At 65.7% G+C, this 19,854-nt stretch carries 29 protein-coding genes and 1 pseudogene; 23 read left to right on the forward strand and 7 right to left on the reverse strand.

Going from position 1 to position 19,854, the window contains the following annotated elements; genetic code table 11:
• The first annotated feature begins 211 nt into the window (after nucleotides 1-211).
• Both ACO59D_RS08530 and ACO59D_RS08535 read left to right on the forward strand, forming a co-directional pair.
• Entirely contained in the window at nucleotides 212-334 is a 123-nt protein-coding gene (locus ACO59D_RS08530) for a hypothetical protein (protein ID WP_485126624.1), read from the forward strand.
• An 83-nt stretch (nucleotides 335-417) separates the two neighbouring features.
• Nucleotides 418-822: a hypothetical protein gene (locus ACO59D_RS08535; RefSeq protein WP_485126625.1), complete on the forward strand. Its 405-nt coding sequence runs from the start codon at nucleotides 418-420 to the stop codon at nucleotides 820-822.
• 138 nt (nucleotides 823-960) lie between these two features.
• Here the strand turns inward: ACO59D_RS08535 and ACO59D_RS08540 are convergent, their stop codons facing one another.
• Nucleotides 961-1,227 carry a hypothetical protein gene (locus ACO59D_RS08540; protein WP_485126626.1) on the reverse strand — a complete coding sequence of 89 codons (267 nt, stop codon included), beginning with the start codon at nucleotides 1,225-1,227 and terminating at the stop codon, nucleotides 961-963.
• 492 nt (nucleotides 1,228-1,719) lie between these two features.
• Here ACO59D_RS08540 and ACO59D_RS08545 point away from each other — a divergent pair, with 492 nt between their 5' ends.
• The 4 genes from ACO59D_RS08545 (at nucleotide 1,720) to ACO59D_RS08560 (ending at nucleotide 3,923) form a co-directional block, all read left to right on the forward strand.
• Nucleotides 1,720-1,953, forward strand: a complete 234-nt coding sequence (locus tag ACO59D_RS08545) for a hypothetical protein (protein WP_485126627.1) — start codon at nucleotides 1,720-1,722, stop codon at nucleotides 1,951-1,953.
• Complete coding sequence (locus ACO59D_RS08550; protein ID WP_485126628.1) at nucleotides 1,950-2,132, forward strand: hypothetical protein; 183 nt, start codon at nucleotides 1,950-1,952, stop codon at nucleotides 2,130-2,132. The genes ACO59D_RS08545 and ACO59D_RS08550 overlap by 4 nt, the downstream gene beginning before the upstream one ends.
• Nucleotides 2,133-2,305: 173 nt before the next feature.
• Nucleotides 2,306-3,499 carry a WG repeat-containing protein gene (locus tag ACO59D_RS08555; protein WP_485126629.1) on the forward strand — a complete coding sequence of 398 codons (1,194 nt, stop codon included), beginning with the start codon at nucleotides 2,306-2,308 and terminating at the stop codon, nucleotides 3,497-3,499.
• Nucleotides 3,500-3,560: 61 nt separating this feature from the next.
• Entirely contained in the window at nucleotides 3,561-3,923 is a 363-nt protein-coding gene (locus ACO59D_RS08560) for a hypothetical protein (RefSeq protein WP_485126662.1), read from the forward strand.
• A gap of 217 nt (nucleotides 3,924-4,140) precedes the next feature.
• Here the strand turns inward: ACO59D_RS08560 and ACO59D_RS08565 are convergent.
• The 3 genes and pseudogenes from ACO59D_RS08565 to ACO59D_RS08575 all read right to left on the reverse strand — a co-directional run.
• Nucleotides 4,141-4,467: pseudogene (locus ACO59D_RS08565) on the reverse strand (helix-turn-helix domain-containing protein); the annotation flags it as partial.
• Nucleotides 4,468-4,617: 150 nt separating this feature from the next.
• Nucleotides 4,618-4,989, reverse strand: a complete 372-nt coding sequence (locus tag ACO59D_RS08570; protein ID WP_485126630.1) for a hypothetical protein — start codon at nucleotides 4,987-4,989, stop codon at nucleotides 4,618-4,620.
• Nucleotides 4,989-6,137, reverse strand: coding sequence for a hypothetical protein (locus ACO59D_RS08575; RefSeq protein WP_485126631.1), 1,149 nt, complete (start codon nucleotides 6,135-6,137; stop codon nucleotides 4,989-4,991). The genes ACO59D_RS08570 and ACO59D_RS08575 overlap by 1 nt, the downstream gene beginning before the upstream one ends.
• A 150-nt stretch (nucleotides 6,138-6,287) precedes the next feature.
• Here ACO59D_RS08575 and ACO59D_RS08580 point away from each other — a divergent pair, with 150 nt between their 5' ends.
• From ACO59D_RS08580 to ACO59D_RS08590, 3 genes are all read left to right on the forward strand, one after another.
• A complete protein-coding gene (locus ACO59D_RS08580) occupies nucleotides 6,288-6,491 on the forward strand; it encodes a hypothetical protein (RefSeq protein ID WP_485126632.1) in 204 nt (67 codons plus the stop codon).
• A 646-nt stretch (nucleotides 6,492-7,137) separates the two neighbouring features.
• Nucleotides 7,138-7,440 (forward strand): hypothetical protein, encoded by a 303-nt coding sequence (locus ACO59D_RS08585; protein ID WP_485126633.1) that lies wholly within the window; start codon nucleotides 7,138-7,140, stop codon nucleotides 7,438-7,440.
• Nucleotides 7,441-8,220 (forward strand): ATP-binding protein, encoded by a 780-nt coding sequence (locus ACO59D_RS08590; RefSeq protein WP_485126634.1) that lies wholly within the window; start codon nucleotides 7,441-7,443, stop codon nucleotides 8,218-8,220.
• A gap of 223 nt (nucleotides 8,221-8,443) precedes the next feature.
• Here the strand turns inward: ACO59D_RS08590 and ACO59D_RS08595 are convergent, their stop codons facing one another.
• The 3 genes from ACO59D_RS08595 to ACO59D_RS08605 all read right to left on the reverse strand — a co-directional run bounded on the left by ACO59D_RS08595 (nucleotide 8,444) and on the right by ACO59D_RS08605 (nucleotide 11,138).
• Complete coding sequence (locus tag ACO59D_RS08595) at nucleotides 8,444-10,465, reverse strand: hypothetical protein (RefSeq protein ID WP_485126635.1); 2,022 nt, start codon at nucleotides 10,463-10,465, stop codon at nucleotides 8,444-8,446.
• Nucleotides 10,466-10,467: 2 nt separating this feature from the next.
• On the reverse strand, nucleotides 10,468-10,734 hold the full coding sequence (locus tag ACO59D_RS08600; RefSeq protein WP_485126636.1) for a hypothetical protein: 267 nt from the start codon (nucleotides 10,732-10,734) through the stop codon (nucleotides 10,468-10,470).
• A 128-nt stretch (nucleotides 10,735-10,862) separates the two neighbouring features.
• On the reverse strand, nucleotides 10,863-11,138 hold the full coding sequence (locus ACO59D_RS08605; protein WP_485126637.1) for a hypothetical protein: 276 nt from the start codon (nucleotides 11,136-11,138) through the stop codon (nucleotides 10,863-10,865).
• 1,462 nt (nucleotides 11,139-12,600) lie between these two features.
• Here ACO59D_RS08605 and ACO59D_RS08610 point away from each other — a divergent pair.
• The 14 genes from ACO59D_RS08610 to ACO59D_RS08675 all read left to right on the forward strand — a co-directional run bounded on the left by ACO59D_RS08610 (nucleotide 12,601) and on the right by ACO59D_RS08675 (nucleotide 19,699).
• Complete coding sequence (locus ACO59D_RS08610) at nucleotides 12,601-13,218, forward strand: zinc ribbon domain-containing protein (protein ID WP_485126638.1); 618 nt, start codon at nucleotides 12,601-12,603, stop codon at nucleotides 13,216-13,218.
• A 255-nt stretch (nucleotides 13,219-13,473) separates the two neighbouring features.
• Nucleotides 13,474-14,094: a 50S ribosomal protein L3 gene (gene rplC / locus ACO59D_RS08615; RefSeq protein ID WP_485126639.1), complete on the forward strand. Its 621-nt coding sequence runs from the start codon at nucleotides 13,474-13,476 to the stop codon at nucleotides 14,092-14,094.
• A 45-nt stretch (nucleotides 14,095-14,139) separates the two neighbouring features.
• A complete protein-coding gene (gene rplD / locus ACO59D_RS08620; RefSeq protein WP_485126640.1) occupies nucleotides 14,140-14,766 on the forward strand; it encodes a 50S ribosomal protein L4 in 627 nt (208 codons plus the stop codon).
• Nucleotides 14,766-15,068 carry a 50S ribosomal protein L23 gene (rplW, locus tag ACO59D_RS08625; protein WP_130812708.1) on the forward strand — a complete coding sequence of 101 codons (303 nt, stop codon included), beginning with the start codon at nucleotides 14,766-14,768 and terminating at the stop codon, nucleotides 15,066-15,068. Before rplD ends, rplW begins: the two co-directional genes overlap by 1 nt.
• A 134-nt stretch (nucleotides 15,069-15,202) precedes the next feature.
• Complete coding sequence (gene rplB / locus ACO59D_RS08630) at nucleotides 15,203-16,039, forward strand: 50S ribosomal protein L2 (protein ID WP_130812709.1); 837 nt, start codon at nucleotides 15,203-15,205, stop codon at nucleotides 16,037-16,039.
• Between the two features lie 29 nt (nucleotides 16,040-16,068).
• Entirely contained in the window at nucleotides 16,069-16,329 is a 261-nt protein-coding gene (gene rpsS, locus ACO59D_RS08635) for a 30S ribosomal protein S19 (protein ID WP_130812710.1), read from the forward strand.
• A gap of 13 nt (nucleotides 16,330-16,342) precedes the next feature.
• Nucleotides 16,343-16,702 (forward strand): 50S ribosomal protein L22, encoded by a 360-nt coding sequence (gene rplV / locus ACO59D_RS08640; protein WP_485126641.1) that lies wholly within the window; start codon nucleotides 16,343-16,345, stop codon nucleotides 16,700-16,702.
• Between the two features lie 7 nt (nucleotides 16,703-16,709).
• Nucleotides 16,710-17,420, forward strand: coding sequence for a 30S ribosomal protein S3 (gene rpsC / locus ACO59D_RS08645; protein WP_130812712.1), 711 nt, complete (start codon nucleotides 16,710-16,712; stop codon nucleotides 17,418-17,420).
• On the forward strand, nucleotides 17,420-17,845 hold the full coding sequence (gene rplP, locus ACO59D_RS08650) for a 50S ribosomal protein L16 (RefSeq protein ID WP_130812713.1): 426 nt from the start codon (nucleotides 17,420-17,422) through the stop codon (nucleotides 17,843-17,845). Before rpsC ends, rplP begins: the two co-directional genes overlap by 1 nt.
• 5 nt (nucleotides 17,846-17,850) lie before the next feature.
• Complete coding sequence (rpmC, locus tag ACO59D_RS08655) at nucleotides 17,851-18,066, forward strand: 50S ribosomal protein L29 (RefSeq protein ID WP_130812714.1); 216 nt, start codon at nucleotides 17,851-17,853, stop codon at nucleotides 18,064-18,066.
• A 17-nt stretch (nucleotides 18,067-18,083) separates the two neighbouring features.
• Nucleotides 18,084-18,350 (forward strand): 30S ribosomal protein S17, encoded by a 267-nt coding sequence (gene rpsQ, locus ACO59D_RS08660; protein WP_485126642.1) that lies wholly within the window; start codon nucleotides 18,084-18,086, stop codon nucleotides 18,348-18,350.
• A gap of 81 nt (nucleotides 18,351-18,431) precedes the next feature.
• Entirely contained in the window at nucleotides 18,432-18,800 is a 369-nt protein-coding gene (gene rplN / locus ACO59D_RS08665; protein WP_130812716.1) for a 50S ribosomal protein L14, read from the forward strand.
• A 14-nt stretch (nucleotides 18,801-18,814) separates the two neighbouring features.
• On the forward strand, nucleotides 18,815-19,132 hold the full coding sequence (gene rplX, locus ACO59D_RS08670) for a 50S ribosomal protein L24 (protein ID WP_242622261.1): 318 nt from the start codon (nucleotides 18,815-18,817) through the stop codon (nucleotides 19,130-19,132).
• A 102-nt stretch (nucleotides 19,133-19,234) separates the two neighbouring features.
• Entirely contained in the window at nucleotides 19,235-19,699 is a 465-nt protein-coding gene (locus ACO59D_RS08675) for a Rossmann-fold NAD(P)-binding domain-containing protein (protein WP_485126643.1), read from the forward strand.
• The last annotated feature ends 155 nt before the right edge of the window (nucleotides 19,700-19,854 follow it).

A 19,854-nucleotide genomic window follows, 5' to 3' on the forward strand; every position in this document is an offset into this window, starting at 1 on the left:
AGGTGGCGCTGGGGGGGACTGGCAGGCTCGACGGGATGGCCTGCGACGCGGCGGGCGGGACGCTCGCCCTGCCGCCCCCGACGCGTGGGGGTGGGAGGACGGGGCCTGGCGCCTGGAGCTGCCGCGGGAGAGGCTCGGCGCCTGCGCGGCCTTCGTCGCCTCCGGGCAGTGGCGCCGGTCGCTGCCCGCGGGGGCCAGCCCCTCGCGCGTGGTGTCCGGCATACGCTTCGCGCTCCCCATCACCGAGAGCTGCGCGAGGCTGCTGCGCTCCGCCGCCGACCAGCCCGACGACCGGCTGGGCGTGACCTTCGAGGTGTCGACGGGGGACGCCTGACGCGGCGTCGCGCGTCAGGCAATTGGCTCACAAGTGACCGCGACGGCCGGTAGGGCGGGAGCCCGCGGCGGAAGGGGACGGACATGGCAAGGGAGAAGAAGGCAAGGAGCTACGACTTCACGGGAAGCGGACTCGGCCTGCGGGTGAGGGTCATGGGCGGGCTCTCGCTGGCCGCCGGGGTGGCGTACCTGGTCGGGTTCTTCGTGCTCCTGCTCAACAGACTGGGCACCAACGGCGAGCTCCAGTTCATAGCCGCGGTGGGGGTGGGCTTTCTGGCGATTGGCTGGCTCCTGCTCCTCATGCCGTCCAGGCCGGCCATGGCCGAGGGGGTCAGGTTCACGGTGGTCTACACGCTCGTGATCTGTGTCCTTGTGCTGCTGCTGGGGCTGACCGAGGACGACTGGGGCATATTCGCTGCCTTCGCCGTCGTTGGCACCGCCTTGGCGGTCGGCACCTTGCTTTTGATCAGGGAGGGCAGGACGGACTGACGGGGTGTGCGTGTGTCCGGGGCGGCGGTCCCCGGCGCCGACGGCGCGGCCATGCGCTGCCCGGCCCAACGCCTGCCCATGCATGGTTGGTGGGCAGACATATGGCAAGCATTGCCGTTGCTGTCTGCCGCGCTGGGGCTAGGTCGTGTTCACATGGCGCTCGACGTGCTCCGCCGGCGTCAGAATCTCCGGGCTGTCGACCTTTGCGGCGTCGAAGTCTTGGTCACCCGTGACCAGCACGTCCGCGCCCGTCAGCATTGCCGAGCAGGGCACCGGGTAGCCCTTGGAGTCGCGGATGTCGAATAGACCGCCCTTCGGCTCCAGTGGCGTCACCACGAGCTCGTAGGCAAGGGATTGCAGGAACTCCTCGAGGGCGTGCGCGCGAGCGGGCCACTTGCGGGCCACGATTTCGCGCAACCCCTCTCACGTGGGTGGACAAGGCCAGCTCGCTATGCTTCGACATGTCATCGAGCACGGCCCCGATGGTGGGGGAGGCAGGGGTCGCCCCTGAGAGGATGACGTTCGTGCCCGGCGCGACCCCCATCCCCCAGCCCTTCTCTCGGCGCGCATCTCCCGGGCCATGGCCACGGTGTCCTCCTCGGCCTCGAGGCCGGCCTCCTCTGCCGCGTCCTCCATGGCCTTCCGTAGGCTCTCGAGGGCCTGGGCGTTTGCGTTTCGCATCGTGACCGTGCCGTCGGTGCTCTCGTTGAAGGAGGTCTTGTCGCCGACGCGGGGCCCCAGCACATCGCGTATGGCCTTGGGGGTCGTGGCCTGGGGCGGCCTCGTCGCCTTGCTACGACGAGAACGGCTACCAGCGCCGAGGGCCCCGACATCGCCGCCGACTCGTGCCATGGTTACGGGAGGCTGCGCTCGAAGCCCAAGTCGTACGTAGAGAGCGTGGCATCATTCGACGGCGACACAAGGCGCGAGCTGCTCGACGGGTCGGCCATCAAACCGGGACAGGTGAAAGGCCGCGAGCTGCGTGTGGTCGTGCCCGGTGCTGGGCTTAGCGAAAACCAAGTGCGAGCGTTCAACGCAACGAAGGCGGATGCGGATGCGATGGGTGTTAAGCTTAGCTTCACCATGGGGAAGTGGAGAGCGAGGGCTCTTGTATGGGCACGGTTTATATGAACCTGTACTTCAGCGAGGCCCGCGGCTACGTCGTCGAGCCCTATGCTGACTCACCAGGCACGATTGGCTCGATAAAGGCCATGCGCCCGCCGCACACCTTCAGGCTCCCGACGGACGCCGGCGCCTGGGCCCGCGAGGCGCTGCTGTCCGTGGTGCGCACGGCCAGGGTCGCGCGGTGATGGGCGGCTCGCCGTGGGTCTCGGTCGGCCCGGGGGGCGCTGCGCTGACGCGGCGCGGCCTCCTGCTCGGCTCTGCCGCCGCGGCCGTCTCACTCGCCCTGGCGGGTTGCGCCGGGAAGGCGGGCAGGCCTTGGGAGGAGGAGCCGTCTGACACCTCGGGGCTCTGGGGCTACGTGGACGCCTCGGGCGAGTGGGCGCTCGGCCCCAGGTGGGAGCGTGCCGGCGGCTTCCAGGACGCGGGAGCCCTCGTCGCCTGGGGCGGGGAGGCGGAAGGCGCCCGGCAGTCCCTCTGGGCCACGGTCGTCGGCGCCTCGGGGGCCATGGGCTTCGAGCCCGTGCACATCAGCGACATAGGCTCGCGCGCGTCCAGTGCCGCGTCGTTCAGCTGCGGGCTCGTCCCCGTCACGGACGCCTCCGGCAGCCGCACCTACATGGACCGCTCGGGCGGCTTCCCCGTCTCCCTGGGCGACGGCTACGCGAGGGGGCTCTGGGACGCCCGGGCGTTCAACGAGCCCGACTGCTTCCTCGGCTCCCCGTACGCGCCCGCCTGGTACGGCGGCGACGCCTGGGGCCTCCTCGGGACGGACGGGTCGTGGCTGATCGAGCCGAGCACGGCGTTCCAGGACGCTCCGTCCTCCGGCGTCGGGGCCGGCACGGGCGTGGCGCTGCTGCCCATGCGCTCGTTCGGCGGGTGGGGCTACGTCGCCCCGGACGGCTCGTGGGCGATCAGGCCCGCCCTCGGCTCCGCGCAGGGGTTCTTGGGCCCCATCGCCCCCGCCTGCGACTCCGACGGCCTCTGGGGGGCCCTCTCCGCCGACGGCTCGTGGGCCATCGCGGCGGCTCACTCGGCCCTCTCCGCCTTCGACCCGTCCGGCTCGCGCGCGCTCGCGCGCGACGGCCCCTCGGGCCTCTGGGGTGTGGCTGACGGCTCGGGCTGGGCGTGCGGCCCGTCGTGGTCCGACGCTCGGGCCCTCGGCGATAGCCTGCTCGCGGCGGAGGATCCCCCGACGGGGCTGTGGGGCCTGGCCTCGCCCGACGACGGCTCGTGGCTGGTGGGGCCCTCGTGGCCCGGCGTGGGGGACGTCGCGGGCGGCTCCCTCTCCGGCTGCGTCCTCGCCCGCGACGCCTCCTCGGGGCTCTGGGGGGCCGCGGACTGCTCCTCGGGCGAGTGGGCGCTTCCCCCGACGCTCGCGGCCCAGCCGTACTACGTCGGGGCGGACCGCCTCGCCGTCGCGTCCGCGGACGGGCCGGACGAGCCCCTGGGGCTCGCGGACGCCCTCACCGGCGAGTGGGTCGCAGGACCGCGCTTCGCCAGCGTCTCGTCCTTCGCCGACAACGGTCTCGCCTGTGCGCGGAACGGGGGCTGATTGGCGTCGTGCCCCAGCTTGCCGGGAGGCGGCGTGGCCAGTTACAGGTAAGGAGACCCCTATGATGATGACAGGAAAGAGCTTGCCCCGCCCGCGCGCAGCAGGGAGGCATGCGCTGCGTCTGGCCGTGCTCGCTACCGATGTGGCGTCCCCCGCCCTGTGGACGCGGCCCTCCGGGGGCGCGGTCGACGAGGATGGCTACTGTTACATTGGTGAATCTGACTCCTGGGCGGTCGGCTCCTCGTTCTCCGACGTGGGGCTCTTCTACGACAGCCTTGCCTTGGCATCCGCAGCCGTAAGCGCGGGGCCTGGCACCGTGGCCTACGCGGGCGGCACGCTCGTCCCCAGGACAGGGAACTGGTCCTCGCCGCTGCAGAACAATGAGAAAAGGGACCTGGGGCCCAGTCACGGGGAGGCGAAGTAGGGTGCGTGACAGGGGGTGTGCCGAGGGGGCTCGGTCCGCAGGCAGCTGGACGAGGCCGAGGGGTGGGCCTGTCGTCGTCGAGCGCCGTGCCCCGCCTGGAGAGCCCCATGTTGGTCGTGATCATGAGGCTCCTCCTCCCGCAGCAGGGGGGGGGGTGGTACCGCTTTTCCGAAAGCAAGACTTGACTAAGCACACCGTTGGAGCCCCGCCACACCTCGCTGGAGACAGCTGTATGGGAGAGCCCCAGTTCGGAGGCTATGGAGCGCATCGACCTGCCTTGCCTTGTCCCCTCCTGGATCGCGGCCCTGTCGGCGAGGGTCAGCCTCGAGCGGGGCGAGGTCCTCGGCTCCCTCCCCGTGGCGAGCACGGACTCCACGGTAGCCACCGCCTTCCTGGGCCTGCCCGGCCCGAACCCGAGCCCCGCCGCGCAGGCCCACCTCTGGGCGGTGCGGCGGGGCATCCCGACCTCCTTGGCGGCCTTGCCGGCGTGCGAGCCCTCCCTGACCAGGTCGACGACCCTGTCGCACACTTCCCTACCGTACATTGCATCACGTCCTCTCGCGTGGTGCAACGACCGCTTGAATTCGCCCTGCCTGCTCGTCTGTTTGTAAAACTTGTTGAAGCCTCGCCATGCGGCGGTGCCCTGGATGGGCCGCTTGGAGCTGGAGGTGTAGGGGGTGCTGGTCCTGGCGAACTAGTCTCCCAGCATGACGAGGTACGCATTCCTAGCCCCCTCAGGGCTGCGATGCCTGAAGAACCCGACGATGACGACCTGACCGATCTCGTACTCGGACACGTCTGCTTCTCCCTTCTTGAAAACGAAGCGCACTGGGTTCTCCGGGAAATAGCCGTCGTCGTTGCCAGCTGTCACGTCGACCGACAAGGCATTCGCGTCCGGCTCAACCTCGGTCACGAGGCCACGCACGTAGTAGAGGTGCGCCTTCCCTCCGCTCGTCAGCGACTCATGGTTATGCAGAAAGAGCGTTGCCACGAGTACGGTTGCCAGGGCAACTAACCCACAAACAACCGTCACTCGCAGCACGACGCGATGCTTTTTCATGTCCATCAAGACCTAGTGAAGTGCGTCCCGTAGGTGTCGGTGTACCTGGAGTAGGCAAAGTTCACATGCCTTGCCGCGTATCCCCACCCGTCAGCGACGATTAGGGCCTGCGTGGTGTCTCCGGTATCTTTGCCCTTGATAGTCTGATAGCCAAAGACGGCCATCGAGTGTCCCTCACGACCGTTATCGGTTTTTATGCCAAGGGACACGATTGACGCGTTCTGTGAGTCTGCAATGCTTGTGAAGTCTGAGAATGATGGGCTCAACTCATGTTTATAGGATACGGGACAGTGTATGGTTCCCAAGAACGATGTCAGTGCGAGACCGATTTCGCTGTTGTTGGTTGATCCATATGTGATTTCGCGTCCAGAAGATAAATTCTTTCCTGTGTGGTCGACTTTCGTATCGCTTAGGGCCCACAGCGTGATATACGTCTGAGAGAGACTCTGGTTATAGAAGTCCATTTTGAGGTATGAGGCGGCGACATTTGTCATTGCCGTGACGGCGCAGGCATAGCGTCCTGTCTCATTTTCTATCTCGCCTTCGCCGAATGAAAAGAATTGTTCTCCGAAATGGTTATCACTCAGAATTTGATAGTTTCCGCTATAAGTTTCGTCAATGAAAATCCCATCCCATGTGCCTGGCTTCTTCGAAGACGCCGTCGGCGAGACATGCATGATGCTTCCGGTCGAGCTGATTCCTCTGGACGTTCCAGAGACAACTACGGCATATGTGTAGGGTGACGTTCTTACGGCTACAAGGTCATCGTTCTGTCCATCCGACGGAGATGCCCCGGGCATTCGTGCGACCCCTCGCACATCCGCCGCGCTCTTTGCCGCCGCATATGGGCTGATTACATTAGAATCAAGGGAGTATTCCTCGACAAGCGACTCGTCGATGTTGTCTAGGACGAGGTAACCATGAGGACTGTTATCTTCCGCTGAGACATAGTCGACGATGTACCCGATTGCCTGTCCACTCTCGTCGTATAGCTGTGTCGCGCTCGCCGCCTTGAAAGTCCCCGTGTCATCAAGTGAGTCTGCGAAGTTCTGGGCAATCTCAAGTGCCAGTTCCCTCGTAAGCAGAATCTTGCCATCATTTGCTCCCTCAGCGGACGCAGGACATACGAACGTTAAGGTCGCAATGACCGTCATAGCTATGCATGTCAATCTGATCAAAAGATTCCGTTTCATTGCCAGCCTCCGCTCATCCAGCCCAGCGCGTCTCGGAATCAAAGACTCATTTTCAGGAGATTTTCAAATTTTCCCATGGTGTCGCACATACTTTTGGAATAGGTTCGGCAAGTGGCAGGAATTTCATGGTATGTGGGTGCCTCGTCCTACTCCTGGCGGGCGGACTTCGCCCCGGGGCTCGCCACCGCGCGCGACCCCGGGAGCGGCCTCTGGGGTGCCGTGGACGCCTCGGGCTCCTGGGTCCTGGCGCCCTCGTTCGCCGAACTCGGCTCCCCGGGCGACGACGGGCTCGTGCCCGCGCGCAGCGCCGGCTGAGCGCGCCGCCGGCCAATCCGCAGGAGGGAGCGCCTCACGAGGGGCTCCCGCAGGCCAAGCCATTCGACGGTGTTTTCGCTAGGCTAAAACTGAACACATCGCTGATATCGATCTGAGCACTTCGATGGCGGACATGCCGACCACCGCAATCCGCTAGCTTGGTCGTTGCCGGTGAGTATTCGACCGAGGAGGCAAGAAGGGATGACCGGCATGCACAGACGTATTCTGTGCGGCAGTTGAAAAGGCGGGGCGACTCCGTCGCGGAGATAGCGCGGAAGGTGGGGGGTGTCGCGCAACACCGTGTACGACCACCTGGCGAAGGAGGACCCATCTCCCAGGATGCCGACCATCAAGGAGCGCGCGAAGCTGCTCGACCCGTGGAGGCCGCTCATCGCCAGCTGGCTCGAGGGGGATTGGCTCTCGTGGCGCAAGCGGCGCCACGCCGCCCACCGCGTCTGGGTCCGCCTGCGCGAGGAGGGGGGGCGTCGGGTGCGGGGGGTCGACGGCGCGGCAGTACGTCCGGGCGCCGAAGGCGGGGCTCGCGCCCTGCGACGGTGACGATTGCCTCGATCTGGAGTGGACGCCAGGCGGGGCGCGGGCCGACTCCGGCGAGGCCGACCCCCGCATCCGCGGCGTCAGGGCGCGCATGGGCCACTCCGCGCTGACGCTCCCCCACTCGAGCGTCGGCATAGCCCAGGTCTTTCCCGGCGAGAGCGCCGGGTGCGTCTGCCAGAGGCTGCGCACCGTGTCCGGGTTCGCGGGAGGCGTGCCCTCCCGCGCCGTGCTCGACGACGCCACCGGTGCCGGCCGCCGCGTGTGCGAGAGGGTCCGCACCACCGGGCCGTCCCCCGCGTCCGCCGCGCGCATCGCCGGCGGATCGGTCGTCTACGACGAGCCGGTCGACCTCGCCGAGTACGACCGCATGGCCGGCATCGGGGAGGCGGCCTGAATGGCGACACGCGACAAGGGCGCCGCGGCCGACTTCCGCGGCCTGGCCCGGAGCATGTCCTTCCCGGACGAGGCCGCCGACGCTTCCCCCGACATGGCAAGCGCGGCCCAGGCCCGGTGCGTGGCCGACTTCACCGGGCGCGAGATGGAGGTGCGCGAGCGCAACAAGCAGGCGCGGCCCTGCAGGCGCGCGAGGCTCCCGCAGCCGAAGTCCTTCGACGGCCACGGCTTCTCGCAGGTCGCCCTCCCGGACGGCTGCACCGCCGGCGACCTGCGCTCGCTCGCGTCCGTCAATGACGCGCGGGACTTCGTGTCCCGCGGCCAGGCCGGGCGGGGCAAGACCCACCTGGCGATGGCGGTGGGATCGGCTTGCGCCCAGGCCGGTATGGCGATGCGCTTCCTCACCACGGCCGGGCTCGCGCTCGCGCTGTCGGAGGCGGCCCGCGAGCGCTCGCCCGGGTCGCTCATGAGGGAGCTGGCGCGATGCGACCTACTGGCCCTCGGCGAGTTCGGCTACGTGCCGCCCGACGCCGAGGGCGGCAGGCTGCTGTTCCAGGTGGTGTCGGCGTACTACGAGCGCCGCAGTGTCATCCTCACCACCGACGTCGAGTCCGGCAGGTGGGGCACAGTGCTCGGCGATGACAGACTAGCCTCCGCGATGATTGGCCGCGTGGTTCGCCACGGGCGCCTCGTCGAGCTCGGAGGGCCGCGCCGCCGCCCGACAGGGCCGGCACCCGTCCATCGAAGTGCCCGAATCGGTCACATCGAAGCGCTCACATAATTCTTGACGAAAACACGACGGTTACGACTGCTTGCAGGTTGCCTCCTCCGACGGGTGTGGGCCGAGGGAACCACTGCCATTCCCGGTACTTCCCCCGCCGCGCCACCCTACTCGCCCCCCGGGAAGGCGGGGACGTAGTCGGGGTAGGTGCTCGGGTCGCACATGTACTGGAACCAGGACGGCACGTTCGCGCCCTCCCACCCCACCGACGGGTCGTCCCTCCTCACCAGGCCGCAGCCCGTCCCCGGGTCGTAGGCGGCGCCATTATCCCTTGCCTGCCAATCGAGAAAGTCGGGGTATTCGCGTAGCTGCCCCAGTATCCAAGAACTCTCCGTGTCTTGGCAGAGGTCTCTGAGCACCGGTATGTCGCCTCCTCTGCCAGGTCTCTTCCGGTGATGGCAAAAGAGAAGTTCATCGACAGCATCTCCCTCATCTTTCCTCCCGTGACTGTCTTGCCGGTTTCTGAGGCGTATTCGTTGGCAAGGTCGTCGAACACCCTGTCGACGGTATCCGTGGTGTACACGCCATCCGGATTGGTGAGAAGTCTGCCGTAGTCCGGCTCGCCGCTCAGGTCAAATCCAACCCCGACCTTTGTCATGATGCCTTTGCTCGCGTTGGTGGCGACGTCCGTCTCGATGCCTGTGATCGCCCCGTCCTGAACCGACTCGACGTAGTCGACGAAGTCATCCCACGTGCTGCTGAGAATGTCAATGGAGGTGCTGATCGCCTTCGAGACGGCTTCCATGTCGGCGGCGGAGGCCGCGAGGGCCTGCGTCAGCACCTTCTCGATCCCGTCCCCGCCACTGCGTATGATGTGCTTCTTGAGGGCGTCGGTCGCATGGTCTGCAAGCGACGATTGCACGTCGAAGTTGGCCTTGCTCTTGCGGATGCCCTGCAGCATCTTAACTGCGTCCGTGGCATTGCCGGCCACATACGTATGCGTGCGGGCAGGCGTTACTGAATAGGCGAGACCGTCCAGGCCGGGCAGCACGAAGCAGATCACGACTGCCGATGCCGTGGTGTAGGACTGCTGCTCATCGGCCACGTTGACGGCACGCAGCACCGTGAGGTCGATGTCCGCATGGTCCGCCGAGGTGCTGCGCACCAATGCGGCGTTGTCATCGCTGGCCAGGCCGGAGATGACGTTCGCCCCCTGCACGCGCATCCAGTACCCGGGGTCGTCCGCGTCATCCTGCTTCAGGAGGCCATCGGCCGCCTTGGCCATCCTGCCCAGGAGGGAGCACCTCTCCATCCCGTACGTCGTGCCGGTGAAGTGGGGATCCTGGTAGTCGGGGCCCTTGTACGCCTTGGAGAGGTCCACGCTCTCCCCGTTGGGCAGGTATGAGCACTCGAGAAGCCTGTCGATGCTGCCGGTGTCGGAGCTCCCGTCCATGCTCGCCCACATGCGCAGATAGGCGCCGGCGGCAGCCGTGACATCGGAGTCTGCCACGAGGTCGTCCGGCAGGTGCGCGAGGGCCGAGTACAGGCTGGCGTCGAAGCCGTGCGAGTCCTCCCCGTATATGTCGTCGGCAGACAGCGCCCCATCCGCCAGCGCGGCCGCGTAGGCCACGCACTGGTCGTCCGAGCCGTTGTCCCGGAGCCAGTCGAGCGCCCGCGCATGGACATAGCGCGTGTCGACGTCCTGGGACCAGTCGCCTATGGTCGCGAGCGACCAGCCCTGCCCGGGCACGAAGCTCGCGGAGGCGACGTCGTCGCTGGCCTGTGCCATGCGCTCGGCCTCCTCCTGCGCCTCCGAGTAGAGGGAGGCCGACGTCGACGCGTATTGCATCGTGGCGTCGATCTGCGCCTGTATCCCCTGGGCGGCCGAGTACAGCCGCAGCGCGCGCATCTCGTTCCCCGTGCCCTGGAAGCACGGGTCGTCCATCTGGTCCTCGAGCTCCTGACGGCGACGGTCCAGCTCGTCCTTGTCGCCAGCGAGTTCGTCGGTGTCTATGACGCCGCCGGCGTCGCCGGTCAGGGCCTCGAGGGCGGCGATGTTCGACGCGTTTGCCAGGGCCAGGGACTCGTAGGCCACCACATGCTGCTGCAGGGCGGGAAGCCTGAGCCTGCGCACGTACTCCGCAAACGACGTATAGCCATCGCCGCTCAGTCCCGCCGACTCCCCCATCTGGGACAGCGCGCCCTCGATTGCGGACACCCTGCCGGCTGCCTGGTCGCCTTTGGTGGCAAGCTCCGCGTTCTCGTCGTTGAGAAGGCGAATGGCCTCTGACTTCCTGATGATCATGGTCAGGACCCTCCCTGCCGATACTGCCTGCGGAGCCTCTCGAGCCCCTCGTCGTAGTCCCTCTCTATCCGGTACCGCTCCTGCCTGGCATCCTCGAGCGCGTCATCCAGCCTGTCCATGACCTCGCGCGAGTCCAGGAGGTAGTGTTGAAGCTCGTCGGCAACCAAGGAGGAATCGAGGCCCTGCCTGCATGCGGCCCGCTCCGCCAAGGCCACGATGCGCGGGTATGACAGGCCCTCCTCGTCCCTTTGGGCGTCGAGCCTGCGCATCCTCGCGTCGTTCGCCTCGACGCGTCAGTCGTAGAGCGCATCGAGACGCCGCCGCTGCTCCACGTACTCTTCCTCGTAATCCATCGTTGGCATCGCAGCTACCCCCTTCGGTCAACCCGCCGTGGGCATCAGCCGCCCAGGATGGCCTGCGCAAGGGCCTGGTCCTCCTGGTCGAAGGCCCGGCCGATCGCAGACAGGGCCTCCGCGTCCCTCTCCACGGCACCCTCCCAGGATGACATGCCTGCGCAGACGTCCGCCACCACCTCGTCATGCGCGGGGCCGGAGCCGGGCGCGTCTGCCGCAAGCGACTCGAACGAGAGCGACGCGTACTCCTCCTCGCCGCCCACAAGCGCAGACGCCGCCTCATCGCTCAGCGATGAGTCCGATGCGATCTCGCCGACCAACGCCACCACCTCCACCTTGGAAGTGTCCTTCGAACCTCGTCAGAGGCCCTCGGGCCTTGATGGCATGAAGGGTATCACAACGACCCGTGATAGCCCCTCGGACCTCGGTGGAAGCTGTCAACCGCAGCCTCGGTGCACGGGGCCACGACCGCTTGAGTAAGATGGGGATGGGATAGCCAAGGCAGGGGATGGGCAACGTCACCATCGACGGGGGCGTTCGTGGGTGCCGGAGGCCCTATTCGGCGGTGAGCGGGTGATTCTCTGGGACAGACGTGCCCTCTCGCGCGTTGTCCACAGGCTCCCCATGCCGACGGTCCCAAGCCTCGTCCTTGCGCTCTTCCTGGCCCCGGCTGGGTTGGTGTTGCCCAGGGCGGACGTCGACAACGTCGACGCCTTGCTCGTCACCTGCACGAACGACATCGCGGGCCCGCGCGGCCGACGCGGACGTGGACGTGTCTAGCCCAGAGGCCGCCGCGGACGGCGCTGACAATGGCCCCGAGCAGGGCTCGGCTGCGCGCAGGAGGGCCCAGTTCGATTGAAGTCACCAGGCCCGACGGGACAACCATGAAGACTCGAGGGGATGCGATTGCCGTCGATGCGGACGAAAACGGCAATGTGACAAACGCCTATATCCAGGAGTACAAGTCTTCGGAGGCTGCGTCGTTAATCAGAATGGTGCTCTGCGACCCGCAGGTTGGCCCTGCCGTACAGTGGGAAACCTGTGGCTTAGGTGCAGTTGGCCATGGATGTTGCTGAGAAAACCTCAGGCCACGGGATTGCGCTCTTCTCTGGGCGCGCAAGTAAGGCGCAGATTCCCGTTGGGGGGTCTGCCAAGTGACGAGAACGCGCGACTGGCGGGACGGCTGCCTGTGCTGCTCGGCGAGGGCCATTCCCGATGGCAGGATTCCGCCATCGTGCGTACGCACGACAGGGACTATCTGCCAATCCAGCCCTCCAAGAGCCCGTTTCTGGCAGAGAACCGCCATCGTGCGTACGCACGATGCCGACTTGCTGCCATGGTCCTCCCGGCCAACTGGGGAGACGCCGGGGGCTTGGCAGAATTCCTGGGTCATGCGTACGCACAATCCCCCTCCGTTGCCACGACCTCCCGGCCAACTGGGGAGACGCCGGGGGCTTGGCAGAGAACCGCCATCGTGCGTACGCACAATCCCCAATTGCTGGCCAGCGGAGGGCGCCTCGGCGGCCTGGTGGCACTACCTGGCGAGGTGACAACCTCGCTACCTGCGGTTCCTCTCAGCGATAAAGGCCGCAGACAGAAGTGGGACCGCAGATTTGCCGCCGGAGGCCAGCGCTTGGCCAGCGCCTGCGCAAGCACGCCTCGCGCCTCTTCATCGAGGACCAGTAAGGCCAGCAAGGGTTGATGAGATTGCAAAGTCCGCGTGGCTAGGGTAGTCTCTATGGGTACTGCCTATGCGATGGATGCCCAAACGAGGGGGGTCGCATGTTTTGTCCTCAGTGCGGAAAGAGGCTCGCTGGAACCGAGAAGTTCTGCCCCAGTTGCGGCTTCAACCTTGCCGTGTCCCCTAACAGCGTGTCCACCGGCAGCGCTGCGGGCGCTCGGCCCGCTACGCCTGGTCCGACCCAGCAGCCAGCGCGTACCTCCGCTCCCGTTGTGGCCTCAGAGCTCGTGACGCTCACTGCTGCATTGCTCATAGGCATCGCCGCCCTCATGCCGTTCCTTGTGTCCTCGGGCTTCGGCTACGACTACTCCGTGGCCCTCGCCGATGCCCCCGACGGCACCGTGCTGGTATTTCTCGCCATCGCAACTGCGGTGCTGTCCATGGTGCACAAGCGCGTTGCCACACTCGTCCTGTCTTCCGTCACTACGGCGCTCGCGCTCTTTGAGATTTGCTCGATCTCTCTCATCATGATGCGCTCGACGTACTCCATAAGCTACGTGAACCTTGGGTCTGGCTTCGGCCTGCTTCTGGTGGGCATCGTGGTGGGGATAATCTCCATCGTCCTCCTCTCGGTGGACGTTAGGCGCGAGAAGCGCGAGCGCGCATGGGCCATGGGTACGTTCATTCCCGCCAACGGAAACCCCCCGTACCAAAAGTAGGGGACCCATGCCGCCTCTGGGCCTAGGTGACCCATGGATACGCCCGACGGCGCGGAATTCGAATCCCCAGCTCTTGGGGTCAAAAAAATCTGCGGAGACATTGTGAATGCCCTGTCTTGTATGTAAACTAGACAGGCTGCGCTAAGGGGGGAGGTGTGTCTCGCCCCCGTGTGGAGCACATACAGGACGTGGTCCGCTGGGGAGGGCAGAGGAGCTGCCCCGATGTCCCATGACCACCGAAGGTAAGGAATGAGCATGGTCAGCACGATCCTTGGCCGCAAGCTCGGAATGACGCAGGTGTGGGATGAGGACGACAACGTCGTGCCCGTCACCGTCATCCAGGCTGGCCCCTGCACCGTCTCGCAGGTGAAGACGAAGGCGACCGACGGCTACGACGCCGTCCAGATTGGCTTCGGAGACATCAAGTCCAAGCATGTCAACAAGCCCATGGCTGGTCACTTTGCCGCCCACGGCGTCGAGCCTATGCGCTACCTGCGCGAGGTCCGCGTTGAGAACGGCGAGGAGCACCACACCGGTGACGTTGTCACTGTTGCCGACTTCACCGACGTCAAGGCCGTCGATGTCATCGGCACCTCCAAGGGCAAGGGCTTCCAGGGCACCGTCAAGCGTTGGAACTTCTCTCGCGGTCCCATGACCCACGGTAGCCGCAACCAGCGCAAGCCTGGCTCCATCGGCCAGTGCGCCTACCCCGCCCGCGTCCGCAAGGGCCTGCACATGGCCGGCCACATGGGCGACGAGCGCGTCACCGTCAAGAACCTCAAGCTCGTTCGCGTCGACGCCGAGCAGAACCTCATGCTCGTCAAGGGCGCTGTCCCCGGCGGCAAGAACGCCCTCGTCCAGGTCCGCATGGCCTAAGGGCCCACGCGAGTAGGCACACACTTAGGCTAACAAGGAGGACTCATGTCCAAGTACGACATCAAGAACGTCGAGGGGCAGGCGGCCGGCCAGGCCGACCTCTCCGATGACGTCTTCGGCATCGAGCCGAACATCCCGGTCATCCATCAGGTCGTGGTCTGCCAGGACGCCTGCATGCGTCAGGGTACCCACTCCACCAAGAACCGTCACGAGGTCTCCGGCGGCGGCCGCAAGCCTTGGCGCCAGAAGGGCACCGGCCGCGCGCGCCAGGGCTCCATCCGCGCCGCCCAGTGGACCGGCGGCGGCGTCGTCTTTGGCCCCACCCCCCGTGACCACTCCAAGCGCGTCAACAAGAAGATGGTCAAGCTCGCCATGAGGTCTGTGCTCTCCGGCAAGGTCGCCGACTCCGAGCTCGTCCTCGTCGACGCCCTCTCCTTCGAGAAGCCCTCGACCAAGCAGGCCAAGGCCGTCCTCGACGCGCTCGGCGTCTCGGGCAAGCGCGTGACCGTGGTCATTCCCGACGACGACGTGAACAGCTACCTCTCCTTCCGCAACCTGGAGAAGGTCAACTGCATCGCCGTCTCCGAGGCCAACACCCGCAGCCTCATCGATAACGGTGCCCTCGTCATGCCCACCGACATCGTGAAGCAGCTCGAGGAGGTGCTCGCATAATGCAGTCCATCTACGACGTCATCATCCGCCCCATCGTCTCCGAGCGTTCCTACGACCTCATGGAGCAGGGCAAGTACACCTTCGAGGTTGCCAAGAAGGCCCCCAAGGAGGAGATCGCCGAGGCCGTTGAGAAGCTCTTCAATGTCCACGTGGTCAAGGTCAACACCATCAACGTGCGCGGCAAGGCCAAGCGCGTCCGCTATCAGGTCGGCATGACCCGCAGCTGGAAGAAGGCCGTCGTGACGCTCGCCCCCGGTGAGCAGATCGAGATCTTCGCCACCCAGCAGGCTGACGCAGAGTAGCAATTCGGCCCGGCCCCCTCGGGGTCCGGGCTGTCATGCCGCGCATGATGGATACGCGCGGTACCGTGGTAATCCGGCGTCACCCAGCCAATCCCTGAGCGGGGTGGCCAACGGAGACAGAAGGGAAAGAAGTAATGGCAGTCAAGCACCTCAAGCCCACGAGCGCTGGCAGGCGTTTCCAGACGGTCTCGGACTTCTCCGAGATCACCGCCTCCAAGCCCGAGAAGTCGCTCCTTGAGCCGCTGCGCAAGAAGGGCGGCCGTAACAACAACGGTCGCATCACCGTCCGCCACCAGGGCGGCGGCAACAAGCGCATGTATCGTCGCATCGACTTCAAGCGTCTGAAGGACGATGTGCCGGCCAAGGTCGCAACCATCGAATACGACCCCAACCGCTCGGCGCGCATCGCACTTCTCCACTACGTCGACGGAGCCAAGGCCTACATCCTGGCCCCCGAGGGCCTCAAGGTCGGCGATACCGTCATCTCCGGCAAGGCCGGCGTCGACATCAAGCCCGGCAACTGCATGCCGCTCTCCGAGATCCCTGTCGGTACGCTCGTCCACAACGTCGAGTTCCAGCCCGGCAAGGGTGCGGCCATGGCCCGCTCCGCCGGCACCTCGGTCCAGCTCATGGGCAAGGACAACGGCTACGCAGTCCTGCGCCTCCCGTCCTCCGAGCTTCGCCGCGTGCTCCTCACCTGCCGCGCCACGATCGGCGAGGTCGGTAACGCAGAGCACTCCAACATCGTCATCGGCAAGGCCGGCCGCAACCGCTGGGCAGGCGTCCGTCCCACCGTCCGTGGTACGGCCATGAACCCTGTCGACCACCCGCATGGCGGCGGCGAGGGCAAGAACCACACCTCTGGCCGTCCCTCCGTGACGCCCTGGGGCAAGCCCACCAAGGGTTACAAGACGCGCGACCCCAAGAAGGCCTCCAACAGGCTCATCATCCGTCGTCGCAAGTCCAAGTAGCAGCACACGAGTAGTAGGAGAAAGAAAGCATGAGCAGAAGTCTCAAGAAGGGCCCGTTCGTGGAGACTCGCCTCCTCGCGCGTGTCACCGCTATGAACGAGGCTGGCAAGAAGGACGTCATCAAGACCTGGTCCCGCGCTTCCACCATCTACCCCGAGATGGTCGGCCACACGATTGCGGTTCACGATGGTCGCAAGCACGTCCCCGTGTACATCACCGAGTCCATGGTCGGTCACAAGCTGGGCGAGTTCGCTTCCACCCGCACCTTCCGTGGCCACAAGGCTAACTAGGGGGTAAGCTCGAATGGCTAACACCGATTCCAACGAGGTCAGGGCCGTCGCACGCTACGTGCGCATCGCCCCGCGCAAGGCCCGCGTCGTCGTAGACCTCATCCGCAACAAGCCCGTCGACAAGGCTCTCGAGATTCTGCAGTTCACCAAGCGTGCGGCTGCCTATGACATCTCGAAGGTCCTCCGTTCCGCCATCGCCAACGCCGAGAACAACAACGGCCTCCGTGGCGACGACCTGTACGTGAAGCGCTGCTACGTCGACGAGGGCCCCACGCTCAAGCGCATCCGCCCCCGTGCCAAGGGCTCCGCGTCGCGCATCAACAAGCGCACGAGCCACATCACCGTCATCGTCGCTCCCCGAAAGGAGGCGTAGGGAAAGCATGGGTCAGAAGGTTCAGCCTACAGGTTTCCGTCTCGGCATCACCGAGGACTGGCGTTCCCGTTGGTACGCCGATAAGAACTATGCCGAGAAGCTCGGCAACGACCTCGAGATTCGCAAGTTCCTCGGGAAGCGCCTCGAGAAGGCAGCCCTTTCCCGCGTCGACATCGAGCGCGCTGGCGACAAGGTGAAGGTCACCCTGTACACCGCCCGTCCGGGCATCGTGATTGGCAAGAAGGGCGCCGAGATCGACGCCCTGCGCTCCGGCCTCGAGAAGGTCGCCAAGGTCGGCAAGGGCCAGGTCGCCGTTGACGTCGTCGAGGTCAAGCGCCCCGAGCTCGATGCCAGCCTCGTCGCTCAGTCCGTCGCCGAGCAGCTCGAGCAGCGCGTCGCCTTCCGTCGTGCCATGCGCAAGGCGGTCCAGTCCGCCCGCAAGGCCGGTGCCAAGGGCATCCGCATCCAGTGCTCCGGCCGCCTGAACGGCGCCGAGATGGGTCGCCGCGAGTGGTACCGCGAGGGTCGCGTGCCCCTGCACACCCTGCGTGCCGTCATCGACTACGGCACCGCCACCGCCCGTACCACCATGGGTGCCTGCGGTATCAAGGTTTGGATCTATCAGGGCGAGAAGCTGCCTGGCCAGCCCAAGCCCACGCCGGCTCTCGAGGGCTCTTCTCGTCCCCGCCGCGCCCGCAATGAGAGGAGGAGCCGCTAATGCTCGCACCGAAGCGCGTTCTTCACCGCAAGGTCCAGCGCGGTTCCATGAAGGGCCACGCCAAGGGCAACACCAAGCTCTACTTTGGCGATTACGGCCTGAGGGCCGAGGAGGCTCATTGGATTACCAACCGCCAGATCGAGGCCGCCCGTGTCGCCATCACCCGTGAGATGAAGCGTGGCGGGAAGATCTGGATTACCATCTTCCCGGACAAGCCCATCACCAAGAAGCCGGCCGAGACCCGCATGGGTTCCGGTAAGGGCAACCCCGAGGAGTGGGTGGCCGTCGTGAAGCCGGGCCGCATCATGTTCGAGATCTCGGGCGTCGATGAGGCTGTTGCCAAGGAGGCCCTGCGCCTCGCCCAGTACAAGCTGCCCATCAAGACCAAGATCGTCACCCGCGCCGACCAGGACGGGGAGGAATAGTCACCATGAAGTACAAGGACATCCAGGCCCTCTCGGACGAGGAGCTTGCCAAGAAGCTGGACGACGGCAGGGCCGAGCTCTTCAACCTCCGCTTTCAGATGGCCACCAGCCAGCTGGACAACACCGCTCGCGTCAAGCTCGTGAAGCGCGACATCGCTCGCGTCCAGACCGAGATTCGCGCCCGTCAGATCGCCGCGGAGAAGTCCGCCGCGCAGAAGTAGCAGGAGAGAGATAAGACATGGCAGAGACCAAAAGCAGGAACGCCCGTAAGGTTCGCACCGGGACCGTCGTCTCGCTCTCCGGCGACAAGACCGTGACGGTGAAGATTGCCTACCGCAAGCACCACCCCAAGTACGGCAAGATGATGACCAGTACCAAGAAGCTCCACTGCCACGACGAGAACAACGAGTGTGGCCTGGGCGACACGGTGAAGGTCATGGAGACCCGCCCGCTGTCCAAGACCAAGCGCTGGCGCGTCGTCGAGATTGTCGAGAAGGCCAAGTAAGTAGCGAACACCCAGGGTTCCCCATGTGCGTCGCCTGTGTGGGCGCACCTCTGGCGGGATATAGGTTCGGAGGAACATCACATGATTCAGATGGAGACCATGCTCAACGTCGCTGACAACAGCGGCGCCAGGCGCGTCAAGTGTGTCAAGGTCCTCGGTGGCTCCAAGCGCCGCTACGCTGGCCTCGGTGACGTCATCATCGGCGCGGTCCAGGAGGCAACTCCCGGCTCCAGCGTCAAGAAGGGCGACATCGTGCGCTGCGTCATCGTGCGCACCAAGAAGGAGGCCCGCCGTAAGGACGGCAGCTACATCCGCTTCGACCAGAACGCCTGCGTCCTGGTCGACAAGGAGGGCGAGCCCAAGGGCACGCGCATCTTCGGGCCCGTCGCCCGCGAGCTGCGCGACCGCAAGTACATGAAGATCGTCTCGCTCGCACCCGAGACGCTGTAAGGAGGCCTGGACACATGCCTAAGATGAACGTCAGGAAGGGCGACAAGGTCGAGGTCATCACCGGCAAGGACAAGGGCAAGCAGGGCGAGGTCCTGCGCGCCATGCCGAAGGATTCCAAGGTCATTGTCGATGGCGCTGCCATTGTGAAGCGTCACACCAAGCCCACCGCCATGAACCAGCAGGGCGGCATCATCGAGAAGCCTGCCCCCATCCACGTCTCCAACGTCATGCTCGTTTGCCCCGTCTGCGGCAAGCGCACGCGCGTTGGTCACGACGTCGATGACAATGGTCGCAGGGTTCGCGTCTGCAAGAAGTGCGGCGCGAAGTTCTAGGCCATAGGGCGCAAGGCACGCACGAACCACGAGCCCGATTGCCGCTGCCGCGGCGGTCGGGCTCGTTCCTATCGAACTGCTTTGCAGACAAGGGGAGGATGCATGCCAAATGTGGGACGGGTGCTGGTAAGGATCCCGGTCACACCGGGAGAGGCCAGGGCGACGGAGGAGGCGATGCCAACCGCGTCGTTTGACTTCGCCGCCTTTGTGGGAGACACGAGCAAGCTTCCCAGGACTCCCGAGGTTGACCTGGCGGTTGAGCGCGTGTCCGAGGCGGACGTCATCATCGGCAACGTGGCGCCCTCCCTTATCTGTGCCTCCCCTCGGCTCCAGTGGATACAGCTGGGGTCAGTGGGTTTCGAGGAATACCTTGCCGAGGGTGTGCTTGACCCAAAGACGTTGGTCGCAAATGGCACGGGCGCGTACGGGCCAACCGTTGCGGAGCACTCGCTCGCGATGGTGCTCTCGCTGATGAAGCGCCTGCCCGCCTACCATGATGACCAGCGTGCGCACGCTTGGGCAGACGAGGGAATGGCATCCTCCCTGGACGGGGCGCGCTTGACGTGACCTGCCCCCGAGCCCCTTCCCGCAGACGACCCCCTGTAGGATGCGCCCAACCTCATCATCACGCCTCACGTTGCAGGGTTCTGGCACCTGCATGCCACCCTCGAGCGCGTGGTGGCCATAGCGATAGGCAACCTCGGCCGCTACGCTAGGGGAGA

This window comes from Tractidigestivibacter sp., from assembly GCF_057241865.1.

Coding starts and splice junctions, on each gene's coding strand:
- ACO59D_RS08535 (WP_485126625.1), top strand. CDS start 418: ATGGCAAGGGAGAAGAAGGCAAGGAGCTACGACTTCACGGGAAGCGGA.
- ACO59D_RS08550 (WP_485126628.1), top strand. CDS start 1,950: ATGAACCTGTACTTCAGCGAGGCCCGCGGCTACGTCGTCGAGCCCTAT.
- ACO59D_RS08560 (WP_485126662.1), top strand. CDS start 3,561: ATGATGATGACAGGAAAGAGCTTGCCCCGCCCGCGCGCAGCAGGGAGG.
- ACO59D_RS08570 (WP_485126630.1), bottom strand. CDS start 4,989: ATGGACATGAAAAAGCATCGCGTCGTGCTGCGAGTGACGGTTGTTTGT.
- ACO59D_RS08575 (WP_485126631.1), bottom strand. CDS start 6,137: ATGACGGTCATTGCGACCTTAACGTTCGTATGTCCTGCGTCCGCTGAG.
- ACO59D_RS08585 (WP_485126633.1), top strand. CDS start 7,138: ATGGGCCACTCCGCGCTGACGCTCCCCCACTCGAGCGTCGGCATAGCC.
- ACO59D_RS08590 (WP_485126634.1), top strand. CDS start 7,441: ATGGCGACACGCGACAAGGGCGCCGCGGCCGACTTCCGCGGCCTGGCC.
- ACO59D_RS08595 (WP_485126635.1), bottom strand. CDS start 10,465: ATGATCATCAGGAAGTCAGAGGCCATTCGCCTTCTCAACGACGAGAAC.
- ACO59D_RS08600 (WP_485126636.1), bottom strand. CDS start 10,734: ATGCGCAGGCTCGACGCCCAAAGGGACGAGGAGGGCCTGTCATACCCG.
- ACO59D_RS08610 (WP_485126638.1), top strand. CDS start 12,601: ATGTTTTGTCCTCAGTGCGGAAAGAGGCTCGCTGGAACCGAGAAGTTC.
- rplC (WP_485126639.1), top strand. CDS start 13,474: ATGGTCAGCACGATCCTTGGCCGCAAGCTCGGAATGACGCAGGTGTGG.
- rplD (WP_485126640.1), top strand. CDS start 14,140: ATGTCCAAGTACGACATCAAGAACGTCGAGGGGCAGGCGGCCGGCCAG.
- rplW (WP_130812708.1), top strand. CDS start 14,766: ATGCAGTCCATCTACGACGTCATCATCCGCCCCATCGTCTCCGAGCGT.
- rplB (WP_130812709.1), top strand. CDS start 15,203: ATGGCAGTCAAGCACCTCAAGCCCACGAGCGCTGGCAGGCGTTTCCAG.
- rpsS (WP_130812710.1), top strand. CDS start 16,069: ATGAGCAGAAGTCTCAAGAAGGGCCCGTTCGTGGAGACTCGCCTCCTC.
- rplV (WP_485126641.1), top strand. CDS start 16,343: ATGGCTAACACCGATTCCAACGAGGTCAGGGCCGTCGCACGCTACGTG.
- rpsC (WP_130812712.1), top strand. CDS start 16,710: ATGGGTCAGAAGGTTCAGCCTACAGGTTTCCGTCTCGGCATCACCGAG.
- rplP (WP_130812713.1), top strand. CDS start 17,420: ATGCTCGCACCGAAGCGCGTTCTTCACCGCAAGGTCCAGCGCGGTTCC.
- rpmC (WP_130812714.1), top strand. CDS start 17,851: ATGAAGTACAAGGACATCCAGGCCCTCTCGGACGAGGAGCTTGCCAAG.
- rpsQ (WP_485126642.1), top strand. CDS start 18,084: ATGGCAGAGACCAAAAGCAGGAACGCCCGTAAGGTTCGCACCGGGACC.
- rplN (WP_130812716.1), top strand. CDS start 18,432: ATGATTCAGATGGAGACCATGCTCAACGTCGCTGACAACAGCGGCGCC.
- rplX (WP_242622261.1), top strand. CDS start 18,815: ATGCCTAAGATGAACGTCAGGAAGGGCGACAAGGTCGAGGTCATCACC.
- ACO59D_RS08675 (WP_485126643.1), top strand. CDS start 19,235: ATGCCAAATGTGGGACGGGTGCTGGTAAGGATCCCGGTCACACCGGGA.